Origin of the sequence: Roseovarius sp. MBR-78 (assembly GCF_040547535.1) — a bacterium.
In the GTDB taxonomy this organism is placed as follows: Bacteria; Pseudomonadota; Alphaproteobacteria; order Rhodobacterales; family Rhodobacteraceae; genus Roseovarius.
This window is the reverse complement of sequence record NZ_JBEPPX010000001.1, coordinates 277585-291975: the sequence shown is the minus strand read 5'-3', so window position 1 is coordinate 291975 and position 14391 is coordinate 277585. Positions and strand designations below refer to the sequence as shown.

14 protein-coding genes are annotated in these 14391 nt (G+C 65.7%); 9 read left to right on the top strand and 5 right to left on the bottom strand.

Features of this window, described 5'->3' with window-relative positions:
* Nucleotides 1–3: 3 nt before the first annotated feature.
* From ABIE58_RS01490 to phoB, 3 genes are all read left to right on the top strand, one after another.
* A complete protein-coding gene (locus tag ABIE58_RS01490) occupies nucleotides 4–1050 on the top strand; it encodes a sensor histidine kinase (protein WP_354542898.1) in 1047 nt (348 codons plus the stop codon).
* Between the two features lie 109 nt (nucleotides 1051–1159).
* Nucleotides 1160–1879: a phosphate signaling complex protein PhoU gene (gene phoU / locus ABIE58_RS01485; RefSeq protein ID WP_354542897.1), complete on the top strand. Its 720-nt coding sequence runs from the start codon at nucleotides 1160–1162 to the stop codon at nucleotides 1877–1879.
* A gap of 15 nt (nucleotides 1880–1894) precedes the next feature.
* Nucleotides 1895–2584 (top strand): phosphate regulon transcriptional regulator PhoB, encoded by a 690-nt coding sequence (phoB, locus tag ABIE58_RS01480; RefSeq protein WP_354542896.1) that lies wholly within the window; start codon nucleotides 1895–1897, stop codon nucleotides 2582–2584.
* 6 nt (nucleotides 2585–2590) lie between these two features.
* Here the strand turns inward: phoB and ABIE58_RS01475 are convergent, their stop codons facing one another.
* A complete protein-coding gene (locus ABIE58_RS01475; protein WP_354542929.1) occupies nucleotides 2591–3502 on the bottom strand; it encodes a LysR substrate-binding domain-containing protein in 912 nt (303 codons plus the stop codon).
* A 113-nt stretch (nucleotides 3503–3615) separates the two neighbouring features.
* Between ABIE58_RS01475 and ABIE58_RS01470 the strand changes: the two genes are divergently transcribed.
* The 5 genes from ABIE58_RS01470 to ABIE58_RS01450 all read left to right on the top strand — a co-directional run bounded on the left by ABIE58_RS01470 (nucleotide 3616) and on the right by ABIE58_RS01450 (nucleotide 9047).
* On the top strand, nucleotides 3616–4839 hold the full coding sequence (locus ABIE58_RS01470; protein WP_354542895.1) for an acyl-CoA dehydrogenase: 1224 nt from the start codon (nucleotides 3616–3618) through the stop codon (nucleotides 4837–4839).
* Between the two features lie 48 nt (nucleotides 4840–4887).
* A complete protein-coding gene (locus ABIE58_RS01465) occupies nucleotides 4888–6138 on the top strand; it encodes an NAD(P)/FAD-dependent oxidoreductase (protein ID WP_502950052.1) in 1251 nt (416 codons plus the stop codon).
* An 87-nt stretch (nucleotides 6139–6225) separates the two neighbouring features.
* Entirely contained in the window at nucleotides 6226–7647 is a 1422-nt protein-coding gene (locus ABIE58_RS01460; RefSeq protein ID WP_354542894.1) for an MATE family efflux transporter, read from the top strand.
* Nucleotides 7648–7848: 201 nt separating this feature from the next.
* Nucleotides 7849–8292, top strand: a complete 444-nt coding sequence (aroQ, locus tag ABIE58_RS01455; RefSeq protein ID WP_354542893.1) for a type II 3-dehydroquinate dehydratase — start codon at nucleotides 7849–7851, stop codon at nucleotides 8290–8292.
* Entirely contained in the window at nucleotides 8289–9047 is a 759-nt protein-coding gene (locus ABIE58_RS01450) for a LuxR family transcriptional regulator (protein WP_354542892.1), read from the top strand. Before aroQ ends, ABIE58_RS01450 begins: the two co-directional genes overlap by 4 nt.
* 359 nt (nucleotides 9048–9406) lie before the next feature.
* Here ABIE58_RS01450 and tsf read toward each other — a convergent pair whose 3' ends face one another.
* Together tsf and rpsB are read right to left on the bottom strand one after the other, a co-directional pair.
* Nucleotides 9407–10279, bottom strand: a complete 873-nt coding sequence (tsf, locus tag ABIE58_RS01445) for a translation elongation factor Ts (protein ID WP_354542891.1) — start codon at nucleotides 10277–10279, stop codon at nucleotides 9407–9409.
* 75 nt (nucleotides 10280–10354) lie between these two features.
* The gene (rpsB, locus tag ABIE58_RS01440; RefSeq protein ID WP_354542890.1) at nucleotides 10355–11131 is read right to left on the bottom strand and encodes a 30S ribosomal protein S2; all 777 of its coding nucleotides are present in this window, start codon (nucleotides 11129–11131) and stop codon (nucleotides 10355–10357) included.
* A 246-nt stretch (nucleotides 11132–11377) separates the two neighbouring features.
* On the opposite strand from rpsB, the gene ABIE58_RS01435 reads away from it, so the two are divergent.
* Nucleotides 11378–12076 (top strand): DUF502 domain-containing protein, encoded by a 699-nt coding sequence (locus tag ABIE58_RS01435; protein WP_354542889.1) that lies wholly within the window; start codon nucleotides 11378–11380, stop codon nucleotides 12074–12076.
* Between the two features lie 280 nt (nucleotides 12077–12356).
* Here ABIE58_RS01435 and lipA read toward each other — a convergent pair whose 3' ends face one another.
* Together lipA and ABIE58_RS01425 are read right to left on the bottom strand one after the other, a co-directional pair.
* Nucleotides 12357–13301: a lipoyl synthase gene (gene lipA / locus ABIE58_RS01430; protein ID WP_354542888.1), complete on the bottom strand. Its 945-nt coding sequence runs from the start codon at nucleotides 13299–13301 to the stop codon at nucleotides 12357–12359.
* Nucleotides 13302–13438: 137 nt separating this feature from the next.
* Complete coding sequence (locus tag ABIE58_RS01425) at nucleotides 13439–14380, bottom strand: hydrogen peroxide-inducible genes activator (protein WP_354542887.1); 942 nt, start codon at nucleotides 14378–14380, stop codon at nucleotides 13439–13441.
* Between the last annotated feature and the right edge of the window lie 11 nt (nucleotides 14381–14391).

The window sequence follows — 14391 nt, the reverse complement described above, 5'->3', positions numbered from 1 at the left end:
GTCATGGAGGTGCTGGCCTCGCTGCTCTCGGGCCTGCCCGTCGCGGCGGTGCTGGTCGGGCCTGATGCGCGCATCGTTGCGGCCAACCGGGCGGCGCGCGAGATGCTGGGCCAGGCGATCGAGGGGCGTCATTTCCTCACCGCGATGCGCCAGCCCGACCTGCGCGCCGCCATCGAGGCCACGGCCGCAGATGACATCCCGCGCAGCATCACCTACCAAACCGCGCAGGATGGCCGCGACAGCACCTTTCGCGCCCATGTCGCCGGGGTCGCGGTTACGGTCGATGCGCGCGCGCGCGGCGTGCTGGTCTCGTTCGAGGATCTGACCGAACGCGAGCAGGCGGCGCAGATGCGGCGCGATTTCGTCGCCAATGTGAGCCATGAATTGCGCACGCCGCTGACCGCGCTCATGGGCTTTATCGAGACGCTGCAAGGGCCTGCGCGCCGCGACGAGGCCGCCATTGACCGGTTCCTCACGATCATGGCGCGCGAGGCGGCGCGGATGGAGCGGCTGGTGCGCGACCTGCTGTCGCTGAGCCGGGTCGAGGGCGAGGAGCGCGTGCGTCCGCGCGACCCGGTGGACCTTGCCGGTGTCATCGGCACGGTGGTGACCATGCTGCGCCCGCTCGCGCGCGAACGCGGCTGCGCGCTGCGCTTTGCCCCCACCGAGGCCTGTCTGGTGCCCGGCAATGCCGATCAGCTTCAGCAGGTGTTCACCAACCTGGTGGAGAATGCCATCAAATATGGCGGGGCAGACAATCGCGTGGAAATCACCCTCGCGCCGCATCCCGACGATGTCACGCTGCGCGGCCCGGCGATTGCTGTGACGGTGCGCGACCGTGGCCCCGGCATCGACCCGCTGCATATCCCGCGCCTGACAGAGCGGTTTTACCGCGTCGACACCCACCGATCGCGCGAGATGGGCGGCACCGGGCTGGGCCTTGCCATCGTCAAGCACATCGTTAACCGTCATCGCGGGCGACTGCGCATCGCCTCCGAGCCCGGCGAGGGCAGCAATTTCAGCGTAATCCTGCCGCGCTGGGACGGGTGAGAGGCGCGCCGCTGTTTGATGTCACAAATCTGTTGCAAAACTTTAACATTCCTGTTGTCCAACAGAGCTACACGGCATCAAAGAGTGAGCAGTCGGCGGAGGAACCCCCATGAGTGAAAAGCATATCGTGTCCTCGTTTGACCGCGATCTTGAAACCATCCAGGCCCAGATCATGAAGATGGGCGGCATGGTCGAGCGCGCCATCGCCGATGCCGCGCGCTCGCTTGAGACGCGCGACGAGGAACTGGCCGAGGAGGTGCGCCACCGCGACCGCGAAATCGACGCGCTCGAGGAAGAGATCAACGAAGAGGCCGCGCGCCTCTTGGCGATCCGCGCGCCTGCGGCGGGTGATCTGCGGCTGGTGCTGACCGTCATCAAGATTTCTGCCAGCCTCGAGCGGATCGGCGATTACGCCAAGAACATTGCCAAGCGCACCGCCGTGCTGACCTCGATGACGCAGGTCAACGGCTCTCCGGCGGCGCTGCGGCGCATGGCGCGCGAGGTCGAGGAAATGCTGCGCGACGTGCTCGACGCCTATATCCAGCGCGATGCCGAGGTGGCCGCAGAGGTGATCCGTCGCGACGAGGATGTGGACCAGATGTATAATGCCATCTTCCGCGAATTCCTCACCTTCATGATGGAGGATGCGCGTAACATCACGCCCTGCATGCACCTGCATTTCATCGCCAAGAACACCGAGCGGATGGGCGATCTCGTCACTTCGGTGGCCGAGCAGGTCATCTATCTGGTCTCGGGCCAGATGCCCGACGAGCCGCGCCCCAAGAGCGACAAGACCTCCACCGACCCGTCGATTTCGCCGGTATCGTGACGGGAGAGACGGCCAATGTCCACCGAGCAACCCACCGTGCTTCTGGTCGAGGATGAGCCCGCGCAGCGCGAGGTTCTGGGCTATAACCTCGAGGCCGACGGCTTTCGCGTGCTGACCGCCAGCAATGGCGAGGAGGCCCTGATGATGGTGGCCGAGGCCCCGCCCGATATCATCGTGCTTGACTGGATGATGCCCAATGTCTCTGGCATCGAGGTGTGCCGCCAGCTCAAGACCCGCTCCGAGACGCGCGCCATCCCGATCATCATGCTCTCGGCGCGTTCCGAGGAGGTGGACCGCGTGCGCGGGCTGGAAACCGGTGCGGATGATTACGTGATAAAGCCCTATTCGCTGGTCGAGCTGATGGCGCGCGTGCGCGCGCAACTGCGCCGCACCCGGCCCGCCAGCGTGGGCGAGCGGCTGGAGTATCAGGATATCGTGCTCGACGCCGAAACCCATCGCGTGACGCGCAGCGAGAAGCCGCTGAAACTCGGCCCGACCGAGTTTCGCCTGCTCACCACCTTCATGGAAAAGCCCGGCCGCGTCTGGTCGCGCGAGCAATTGCTCGACCGGGTCTGGGGCCGCGATATCTATGTCGATACCCGCACCGTCGACGTGCATATCGGGCGGCTGCGCAAGGCGCTGTGCCAGCATGGCGGCGATGATCCGCTGCGCACTGTGCGCGGCGCGGGCTATGCGCTCGGCTGAGGCCGTTCAGCGGGGCAGGGCGTCCTCATCTTCGGCCTGACCGGCGAGCCAGTCACGAAACGCCTTGAGCGCGCCATCATGGGCGCGGCGTTCGGGCCAGATCAGGTAATAGGCACCCCGCATCGTCACCGCCCCGCCCCAGACCGGCACAAGCCGCCCCGTCGCAAGCTCTTGCTCGACAAGGTAATCGGGCAAGAGCGCCACCCCCAGCCCATGCAGCGCCACTTGCAGGATGGTTGAGAACTGATCATGGATCGTGCCGCTGATGGCCGCGCCGGTCACGCCCTGCGCGGCGAACCAGTCGGCCCAGGCATCGGGGCGCGTGCCAATATGCAAAAGCGGCAGGCGCAACAGGTCGCGCGGGGCGCGCAGGGCGCGGTGCCGGGCGAGAAATTCAGGCGTCGCCACCGCCACGACCGCCTCGCGCCGCAGCCGCAGCGCGCCGCAGCCCGGCCAATCCGGTTTTCCGAAATGTATTGCTGCATCAAAGGGTTCCGAGGCAAAGCTGAACGGGTATAACCGGGTCGAAAGGTTGATCGTCACCTCCGGGTGACGATGCGCGAAATCGGGCAGGCGCGGCACCAGCCAGCGCATCCCGAAGGTGGGCAGGATTGCCAGGCTGAGCGTGCCGCCCGCCGCATTGACCGAAATCCGCATGGTCGCCTGCGCGATCTGCTCCAGCGCGCCGCGCGTGCGCGCGGCGTAATCGGCGGCCTCCGGCGTCAGCCGCACGCCGCGCCCCTCCCGGATCAGGAGCGGGTGGCCGATAAACTCTTCCAATGTTTTCAACTGCCTGCTGACCGCACTTTGCGTCAGAGACAATTCCGCCGCCGCCGCCGTGGCGCTGCCCAACCGGTCGAGCGCCTCCAGCGCGCGCAAACTCGCGATCGAGGGCAGGCTGCGCCGGGGCAGGGGCATGGGGTGGCCTTTCATGCGGAAAGCTCATAGGTTCATGTGGAAATATCGCTATTCGCAAGGGTTTGACCAGTCTATCCTTGCATAAATTCATCTGAAATGTTGAGGATAGTGCCATGAATGCTCCCACGCCCCTGCTTCGCGCCAAGGATGCGCCCGATCTTGGCAATTTCGATTGGGCCGATCCGCTGCGCCTTGACGATCAATTGTCGCAAGAGGAGCGGATGATCGCGCAAAGCGCCCGCGATTTCGCGCAGGAAAAGCTGCAACCGCGCGTCATCGCCGCCTATCGCGAAGAACGGGTCGAGCCGGAGATTTTCCGCGAAATGGGCGCGATGGGGCTGCTTGGCACCACAATTCCCGAGGAATATGGTGGGCTTGGCGCGAATTACGTAAGCTATGGGCTCGTCGCCCGCGAGATTGAGCGCGTCGATTCCGGCTATCGCTCGATGATGTCGGTGCAATCCTCGCTGGTGATGTATCCGATCTATGCCTACGGCTCCGAGGACCAGCGCCGCAAATACCTGCCGGGGCTGGCCTCGGGCGAGTTGATCGGCTGTTTCGGCCTGACAGAGCCCGACGCGGGCAGCGATCCGGCGGGGATGAAGACCCGCGCCGAAAAGATCGACGGCGGCTATCGCCTGACTGGCTCCAAGATGTGGATTTCCAACAGCCCCGTAGCCGATGTGTTTGTTATCTGGGCGAAATCCGATGCCCATGACGGGCGCATTCGCGGCTTTGTGCTGGATCGGGGCACGCCGGGCCTCAGCGCGCCCAAGCTGGGCGGCAAGCTCTCCTTGCGCGCCTCGGTCACGGGCGAGATCGTGATGGATGGCGTCGAGGTGGGCGAAGACGCGCTTTTGCCGAATGTTCAAGGGCTTAAAGGGCCTTTTGGATGTTTGAACCGCGCCCGCTACGGGATCGCCTGGGGGGTGATGGGGGCGGCCGAATTCTGCTGGCATGGCGCGCGGCAATACGGTCTCGACCGGCGGCAATTCAACCGCCCGCTGGCGCAAACGCAGCTTTTCCAGCTCAAGCTTGCCAATATGCAGACCGAAATCGCGCTTGGCCTTCAGGCGGCGCTGCGGGTGGGGCGGTTGATGGACGAGGCCAATGCCGCGCCCGAGATGATCAGCCTCATCAAGCGCAACAATTGCGGCAAGGCGCTGGAGATCGCCCGCCACGCCCGCGACATGCATGGCGGCAACGGTATTTCCGAGGAATTCCAGGTCATCCGCCACATGGTCAACCTCGAGACGGTCAACACCTACGAGGGCACCCACGATGTTCACGCGCTCATCCTCGGGCGCGCGCAAACCGGGCTTCAGGCGTTTTTCTGAACATGAAGAACAAGGCGTAATAATCTGGAAAGAAACGATAATACGGAAATAGACTCGCTCTGGCAGGCCAGCGCCCAAGAGCTTTTTTCCGCGCCCGACCTTCAAGGCGAGCGCAGCGCCGACCTGGCGATCATCGGCGGCGGCTATACCGGGCTGTCGGCGGCGCTGGCGGGGGCAGAGCAGGGGGCCGAGGTGGTGCTGCTCGAAGCGGCGCATGTGGGTTATGGTGGCTCAGGGCGCAACGTGGGCCTTGTCAATGCCGGGTTGTGGCTGCCGCCCGACACGGTGGCCAAACAGCTTGGCGAGGGGCCGGGCGAGGCGCTCAACACCACGCTGGCCGCCGCGCCCGACCGCGTTTTCGGCCTGATCGAGCGGCACGAGATTGCCTGCGAGCCACGCCGCAACGGCACGCTCCACCTCGCGCACGCGCCCGGCGGGATGCGCGATCTGACCCGCCGCGCCGTGCAGGCGCAGGCGCGCGGTGCCCCGGTCACCCTGCTGGGCCGGGACGAGGCCGCGCGGCGCACCGGATCGGCGCGCTTTCACGGTGCGCTTTTTGATCCGCGCGCGGGCACGATCCAGCCGCTGGCCTATGCGCGCGGCCTTGCCCGCGCCGCCACCGCCGCCGGGGCGCGGATCTTTGAGAATAGCCCCGTGCGCGCCTGCCAGCACCATGGCGGGCACTGGGTGCTGCGCACCGGTGGTGGCAAGCTGCGCGCGCGCCGCCTGCTGGTGGCCACCAACGCCTATCACAGCGCCACCGAGGGCACGCAATTGCCGGATCTGCCGGTGGTGCAGTTTTTCCAGATCGCGACCGAGCCTATGGGCCACAATATCGCCGGGGATATCCTGCCCGGCGGCGAGGGGGCGTGGGATACCGGCCCGGTGATGACCTCGCTGCGCCGCGATGCCGCCGGGCGCGTGATCCTGGGCGGCATGGGCGCGGGTGGCCCGATCCACGAGGGCTGGGCACGGCGCAAGCTGGCGCGGCTCTATCCGCGTCTGGCCGATGCGCCGCTCGCGCATGTCTGGGCGGGGCGGATCGCCATGACCGGCGACCACCTACCGCGCATCCTGCGGCTGGGGCAAGAGGGGCTGGCGGTGTTCGGCTACTCGGGGCGCGGTATCGCGCCGGGCACGGTGTTTGGCGCGGCGGCAGCGCAGGCGCTGCTTGCAGGCGAAGAGGACGCGCTGCCGGTGCCCGCCGTGGACAGCCACGCCGAGGCGCTGTCGGCGCTGCGCACGCTCGGGTTCGAGGCGGCGGCGCGGATGGTGCATCTGATGGCGGCGCGGCTCTGATATTTTCGCACATGCCCTGTGATATCAGGGGCGTTTTCCGCACGAATGCAGAGGCTATATCAGCCATCCAGAACAAGGATTTGCACGATGGCCCTGACTGATACCTCCGACACGCCCAAAAACGGCGCACGCTTTACCCGTGGCAACCTGTTTCGCCACGTCACGGTGATGTCGCTCACCTCGAGCCTCGGTATCGCCGCGATTTTCGCCGTCGACCTGATGGATGTGCTGTTCATCTCGATGCTGGGCCAAAGCGAACTGGCGGCGGCGGCGGGCTATGCCGGGGTGGTAATGTTTTTTGCCAGCGCGCTCAATATCGGGCTGTCGATCGCGGCGGGGGCGCTGGTGGCGCGCGGGCTGGGCCGCGACAACGCGCGCCTTGCCGCAGAGCACGCGGCCAGCACGGCGGTGATCGCGCTTGGCTTTGGCGCGCTGCTGCCGCTTCTGGCGCTGCCGATGCTTGGGCCGATCCTTGGCTTTCTCGGCGCGGGCGGGCACGAGGCGGACCTCGCGGCGGGCTATCTGTGGATCATCCTGCCCAGCACGGCGCTGTCGGGGCTGGCGATGGTGGCGGTGGCGGCCTTGCGCGCGCATGGCGATGCAAAGGGCGCGATGGTGCCCTCGCTGGTTGGGGCGGCGGTCAATGGCGTGGCCGATCCGATCCTGATTTTCGCGCTGGGGCTGGGGCTTGACGGGGCGGCGATGGCCACGGTTCTGGCGCGGCTGGCCACCGCCGCGCTGGCGATGGTGCTTGCGCAGCGGCGGCACCGCGCGTTTTGCTGGCCGCGCCCGGATTGCTTTCGGCGCGATTTCCGCGATGCGCTCGGGATCGCGTTCCCGGCCATGCTCACCACCGTGGCGACCCCGGTGGGCACCGCCATCGTGACTCGCGAAATGGCGCGTTACGGCGCGGATGCGGTGGCGGGCATGGCGGTGATCAACCGGATGATGCCCTTTGTCTCGGCGGTGATTTTCGGGCTGTCGGGGGCGCTCGGGCCGATTTTCGCGCAGAATTACGGGGCAGGGCGCATGGACCGGGTGCTGGGCACCTTCCGCGAGGGGCTGCGTTTCCTGGCTATTTATGTGCTGGGGGCCTCGGTGGTGATGGTGAGCCTGCGCGCGCCGGTGGCCGATCTGTTCGGCGCGACCGGGCAGATGCGCGACCTGCTTTACCTGTTCATGGGGCCGCTGGCCCCGGCGATGATCCTCGCGGGCATCCTGTTCGTGTCGAACGCCGCGTTCAACAATCTTGGTCATCCGGGCTATTCGACCACGCTCAACTGGGGGCGGCACACGGCGGGCACATGGCCCTTCGCGGTGGCGCTGGGGGCCGTCTACGGGGCCGAAGGCGTGCTGATCGGTCAGGCGCTTGGCGGCGCGATCTTTGCCGGGCTTGCGGCGTGGCTGGCGCTGCGGGTGATCGAGGCCCCGTGCCGCGATCCGCTGCGCGCGCAATATACATGCCCCGATCAACGCATGCAGGTGGTCAGCAACCGCAGTTTCCGGTGAGCGGGGCTGTCGGGTTGGCGGCTACGGGAGATATACCTGATTAGCGCATAATCAGTATTATGTTAAATATACAATGGTCGGAAAGTTGGCTCAAGGAGATTTGAACATGAAATCATATATTTGAACGATGTAGTTCAGATGAAATCCCCTCGACAGCGCGTGCCTCACAAGGGTATCACAGAGGTAACGAGGAGATTTCGCATGGCATCTATCCTGATCCTGAACGGCCCCAACCTCAACCTGCTGGGCACGCGCCAACCCGAGGTCTATGGCCACGAAACGCTGGCCGATATCGAGGCGATGTGCCGCGCCCATGCGGACGCGCACGGGATCGCGGTCGAGTTCGCACAAAGCAATCACGAAGGCGCGCTTGTCGATCTCATCCACGCGGCCAAGACCCGCCATGACGGGATCATCCTCAATGCCGGGGCCTATACCCACACCTCGGTGGCGCTGATGGATGCGATCGCCTCGGTTGAGCTTCCGGCGATCGAGCTGCATCTGTCGAATATCCACGCCCGCGAGGCATTTCGCCACCACTCCTATATCGCCCGCGTGGCGCTCGGGGTGATCTGCGGCTTTGGTGCGCGGGGCTATGTGCTGGCGATCGACGCGATGCGCGGTCATCTGGAGCGCGCCGGATGATCGACCCGGCGGTGCTCGACCGGCTGCTCGATGCCACCACGATGGAAGAGCTGTGGGACGCTCATACGCGGCTGATGGCGGGCTATGGGTTTGATCGGCTGCTCTATGGCTCGACGCAGTTCCGCACCTCCCATTCGCTGGGCTGCCCCGAGGATTTCGTGGTGCTGACCAACCACGACCCCGATTACGTCGGGCCGTTCGTCAATGACGGGCTGTATTTTCACGCGCCTATGGTGCGCTGGTCGCTGGAGAATGACGGCGCGGGCTCGTGGTCGGTTCTCGAGGCACGGTTTGCGACCGACGATTTCACCCCCGAGGAACGCGCGGTCATCGCCTTCAACCGCAAACACGGCGTGACGGCGGGCTATTCCATCAGCTTTCGGTCGCTGCGCCCGCGCATGAAGGCGGCGATCGCGCTGACGGCGCGGGCCGGCATGACGCAGGCCGAGGTGGACGCGCTCTGGCAGCGCGATGGCGCGGATATCCTCGCGATCAACAAGGTGGCGCATCGCTGCATCATGTCCCTGCCCTACGATTCGCCGCGCCACCCGCTGACCGACCGGCAGCGCGAAGTGCTCGACTGGGTCGGCGACGGCAAAACCGTGCAGGATATCGCCCTGTTGATGGGGTTGACCCCCGCCACGGTGGAAAAGCATCTGCGGCTTGCGCGGCGCGCGCTCTCGGTGGAGACCACCGCGCAGGCGATCCTCAAGGCGGCATTCCAGAACCAGATATTCATCCTCGATCGAGGGTGAATTGATAATTCTGTTTTTATTCAGATAGATAGCATATTGGTAAGGAATCCCTTACTTTCATTACGTAGCGTAAAGTCACACATAGGTGATGTTTCGTGAGTGGTGGCTTTTGGGCCTGGGACATCTGGAAAGCTTGCTAATCCCATATTGTTTCGTGGGGCTGTTTTCTGTCGGCTGTCGGCATCTTTTTTCGGTGTCGGCAGCCGGTTCGGTTTGACCGTCGTTCATCCCCAATATCGACCGGTCAAGGCGGTGCGTCCTCGGGCGCACCGCCGCTTTCTTTTCCCGACGCTGCCAGACGCAAAAGGCCCCCGGAAACCGGGGGCCTTTGTCGCGATCGTCATGGGGGCGGTTCAGCCTCAGCCTTGGGCGACCTTGGCCACCTCGGCGGCGAAATCTTCCTGCTTCTTCTCGATCCCCTCGCCCACTTCAAGGCGCACGAAACCGGTGATCGCGGTGCCTGCCTCTTTGGCGGCGGCCTCGACCGTCAGATCGGGATTCATCACGAAGGCCTGACCAAGCAGGGTCGATTCGGCCATGAATTTCTTCATCCGGCCCACGATCATCTTTTCGATTACGGCCTCGGGCTTGCCCGATTCGCGTGCGATATCCATCTGGACCTGGCGTTCCTTTTCAACCAGCGCCGGATCAAGCGCGGCCTCGTCAAGCGCAGCAGGGCTGGACGCGGCGATATGCATCGCGACCTGGCGGGCAAAGCCCTCGTCGCCGTCGAACGCCACCAGCACGCCGATCTTGCCCATGCCCTCGGCAGCGGCATTGTGCACGTAGGACACAACGCCCGCGCCCTCGATGCGGGCCATGCGGCGCAACGACATGTTCTCGCCGATCTTGGCGATCTTGTCGGTGACGACATCGGCCACGGTCTTGCCATTCAGCGCGGCCCCGTTCAGCGCCTCGAGATCGGATACGCCAAGCGCGGCCCCGGCGATATCGGCAACCATCGTCTGGAATTCGGCGTTCTTGCCGACGAAATCTGTCTCGGAGTTGATCTCGACGGCGACGCCCACGCCGCCCTCGACGCGCACGGCAACAAGGCCCTCGGCGGCGGTGCGCCCGGATTTCTTGGCCGCTTTCGACAGCCCCTTGGTGCGCAGCCAGTCAACGGCGGCTTCCATGTCGCCATCCGTTTCGGTGAGCGCCTTTTTCGCGTCCATCATGCCTGCGCCCGTGCTGTCGCGCAGTTCTTTCACCATTGCAGCAGTGATCGCCATATCTTGGCTCTCCTCAAATATTGCGGGTCAACGGGAGACGGAATGCCCCGCCGCCCGTGACAGTTTCGTGACGGCTCAGGCGTCGGTGCTCTCGACGGCCTCGGCGATGACCTCTTCGACCGGCGCGGTCTCGAGCGCGCCGATATCGACACCGGCGGCACCAAGCTGTGCCGACATGCCGTCAAGCGCGGCGCGGCTGGCCAGATCGCAATACAGCGCGATTGCGCGCGCGGCGTCATCATTGCCGGGGATGATATAGTCGATCCCGTCGGGCGAGCAGTTGGTATCGACCACGGCCACGACCGGGATGCCCAGCTTGTTGGCCTCGGCAATGGCAAGCGCCTCTTTCTTCACGTCGATGACGAACAGGAGATCCGGCACGCCGCCCATTTCGCGGATACCGCCAAGGCTGGCCTGAAGCTTGGTCTGGTCGCGCTCGATGCCCAGACGCTCTTTCTTGGTCAGGCCCTCGGCCCCGGTCTCAAGCGCCTCGTCGATCTGCTTGAGGCGCTGGATGGACTTCGACACCGTCTGCCAGTTGGTCAGCGTGCCACCCAGCCAGCGGTGGTTCATGTAATACTGCGCGCATTTCTCGGCCGCCTCGGCCACCGGCTGCGCCGCCTGCCGCTTGGTGCCGACAAAAAGCACCCTGCCGTTCTTGGCCACGGTTTCGCGGATCACGTTGAGCGCCGCGTCGAGCATCGGCACGGTCTGCGTCAGGTCGATGATGTGGATGCCGTTGCGCGCGCCGTAGATGAATTCGCCCATGCGGGGATTCCAGCGTTGCGTCTGGTGGCCAAAGTGAACGCCAGCTTCCAAAAGCTGACGGAGAGTGAACTCGGGAAGAGCCATATCCGTTCCTTTTCCGGTTTGCGCCTTGGCACGGGGAGAGAAGCGGCTGCTTCAACCGGTGGACCAGCGGGGATGTCTCCCCCGGATGGCCCGCCCGTGCCTGCGGGATTTCAGTGCCGCGCGTATAGCCCCGCCATGCGCGCGGCGCAACCCCTGCCGATATGGCGATGCCCCCCCCGGATGCCCATTGTCGCGGCGATGCATCATGGCTAGATATCGGCGGTGGCACAGACGGGAGCCCTGCGGATGAACACCCCCTTCGATGACCTGCCGCCCGAGCCGCGCAAGCCGCGCCGCCTGTCGGGCCTCCGGGCGAGCTTTCTCACCGGGCTGGTGGTGGTCGCGCCGGTGGGCCTCACGCTGTGGCTGATCTGGACGGTGGCGGGCTGGGTGGACGGAATGGTGCTGCCGCTCATCCCCGCAGGCTTTCAGCCCGAGGAATATATCGGCATAAACCTGCGCGGCGTCGGCGTCATCATCTTCCTCATCTTCACCATTATCGTGGGCTGGATCGCCAAGGGGCTGATCGGGCGTTCGCTCATCATCTTTGCCGAATCGCTGGTGGACAGGATGCCGGTGGTGCGCTCGATCTATTCGGGCGTGAAGCAGATCGCCGAGACGGTATTCGCCCAATCCGAGCGCAGCTTCGAGAAGGCGTGCCTCGTGCAATATCCGCGCAAGGATATCTGGGCCATCGGCTTCATCTCGACCGAGGCGCGCGGCGAGATCAATGGCAAGGCGCAGACCGGCAGCGACCTTTTGAGCGTTTTTGTTCCGACCACGCCCAACCCAACCTCGGGCTTTCTGCTGTTCTTTCCGCGCGAGGACGTGATCGAGCTTGATATGAGCATCGAGGACGCGGCCAAGCTGGTGATTTCGGCAGGGCTGGTCTATCCGCCTGAGCGCAAGCCCGAGGAAGAGGGCAAACGGCGCAAGCGGGCCTGACCGCCCTGCCCGGTTCGGCTCGTGTTCGCCACCTGATACAAAGTGCCGGATGTGGCACAGGGGAATGCTCTTGGCCTGAAGCCGCCGTTCGCCCCCTACCCCCGCGCGGAATCAAGCCCAAAGGGGGCCGCGCGATCGCTGGGCCCCGGCCCAGCGACCGCGCGGCTCGCATCGGAAAACTCTAACGTCAGCAACAGGTCTGTCACGACGCTTGTAGTGCCGCACTGCGCGGCAAGCCGGATCATCATTGGGCTGCCTCTGTCAGGTGCCCGACATTGGCTCAGGCCAGTTTCGCCTGCCGCGCCGCGCGCAGCCGTGCGAAATCATCGCCCGCGTGATAGCTCGACCGCGTAAGCGGCGTCGCCGACACCATGAGGAAGCCCTTGCCATAGGCCGCCTTTTCATAGGCGGCGAAATCATCAGGATGCACGAAACGATCCACCGCGTGATGCTTGGGCGTGGGTTGCAGATATTGCCCGATGGTCAGGAAATCGACCCCCGCCGCGCGCATGTCATCCATCACCTGATGCACGCCCTGCCGATCCTCGCCAAGGCCCACCATGATGCCCGACTTGGTGAACATCATCGGGTCAAGCTCCTTGACGCGCTGCAAGAGCCGCAAGGAGTGGAAATAGCGCGCGCCGGGGCGCACCGTCGGATAGAGGCCCGGCACCGTTTCGAGATTGTGGTTGAACACATCGGGCCGTGCCGCAACCACGATGTCCAGCACCTCGGGCGCGCAATGCAGGAAATCCGGCGTCAGGATCTCGATCGTGGTGCCGGGGCTGCGGTGGCGGATCGCGCGGATGGTCTGGGCAAAATGCTCGGCCCCGCCATCATCCAGATCATCGCGGTCGACGCTGGTGACGACAACATGGTTTAGGCCCAGTTTCGACACCGCATCGGCCACGCGCCCCGGCTCGAACGCATCAAGCGTCTGCGGCTTGCCGGTGGCGACGTTGCAGAAGGTGCAGCCGCGCGTGCAGATCTCGCCCATGATCATCATCGTGGCGTGGCCCTGGCTCCAGCATTCGCCGGCGTTGGGGCATCCCGCCTCCTCGCAGACCGTGACCAGCTTGTGCTCGCGCATGATGTTGCGGGTCTGGGTATAGCCCTTGCCGGTCGGGGCCTTGACGCGGATCCAGTCGGGTTTCTTGGGCTGGGCATTGTCCGGGCGGCGCGCCTTCTCGGGGTGGCGCTCGCCGGGTATCTTGAGATCGCGCACGATATTTTCCCCGCGAATGAAATGGTAACTTATTGCGACTATACCCAAGGCAGATGGCGAGTTCCAGTGCGCCGCGCCGCGTGCCGGTATGTGCTGCGGTCAACACCGCCATCGCCTTGTGACGAGTGCCCTGGCGTTTAGCGGTCCGCGCCCCATGTGGCGCGGGCCGTCGCCACCGGCGCCTCGCCCGCCTCGCGCAGCACCTGCGCCAGATCGGCGAACCAGCGCGCCTCGCCCGCCCCGCGCCGGCGCACCAGCGCCACCCGGCGCGCGGGCTCCGGGCTGCGGAACCGGCGCAGCACCAGCCCCGGTGCCGCGCGCGCCTCGACCCCGGCGGCGATCTCGGGCATCAGCGTCAGCCCGAACCCCGCCGCCACCAGCCGCGACAGCGTGCCCAGCGACGAGGCCCCGGTGTCGATCTGCGCATGGCCCCGGCCCCGCCCGCAGACCTCCAGCGCCTGATCGGTCAGGCAATGGCCATCCTCCAGCAGCAGCAGCGGGCTTTGCCCCAGCGCAGCGGGATCGGGGGCCGCCGCCACGCCATCAAACGCCGCCAGCCGCGCCGCATTGCCCGCCAGCAAAAAGCGATCCTCGAAAAGCTCCGCCGCCTCCAGATCCCCCGACGGCAGCGGCAGCGCCATCAGCGCGGCGTCGATGCGCCCGCCGCGCAGATCGGCGACCAATTCCTCGGTGCGCGCCTCGCGCACCCGCACGTCCAGCGCGATGTCGCGCGCGCGCAGCGCCGCCAGCGCGCCGGGCAGGATATAGGGCGCGATGGTCGGGATGATGCCCAGCGCCAACTCGCCCGACAGGCCCCCGTGCCAGCGCGCCGCCTCGGTCAGCGCCTGCATCTCGTCCAGCACGCGCCCGGCATGGTGCAGCACCCGGCGGCCAAAGGGGGTGAGCGCGATATCGCGGGCGCGCCGCTCCACCACCGCCGCGCCAAGCGCCGCCTCCAGCTCGCGGATCTGCACCGAGAGCGCAGGCTGCGAGATATTCATCGCCGCCGCCGCGCGCCCGAAATTGCGCTGCTCGGCAAGCGCGCGGAAATAGCGAAGCTGGCGCAGGGTGACGGTCATGCGCGGCACAG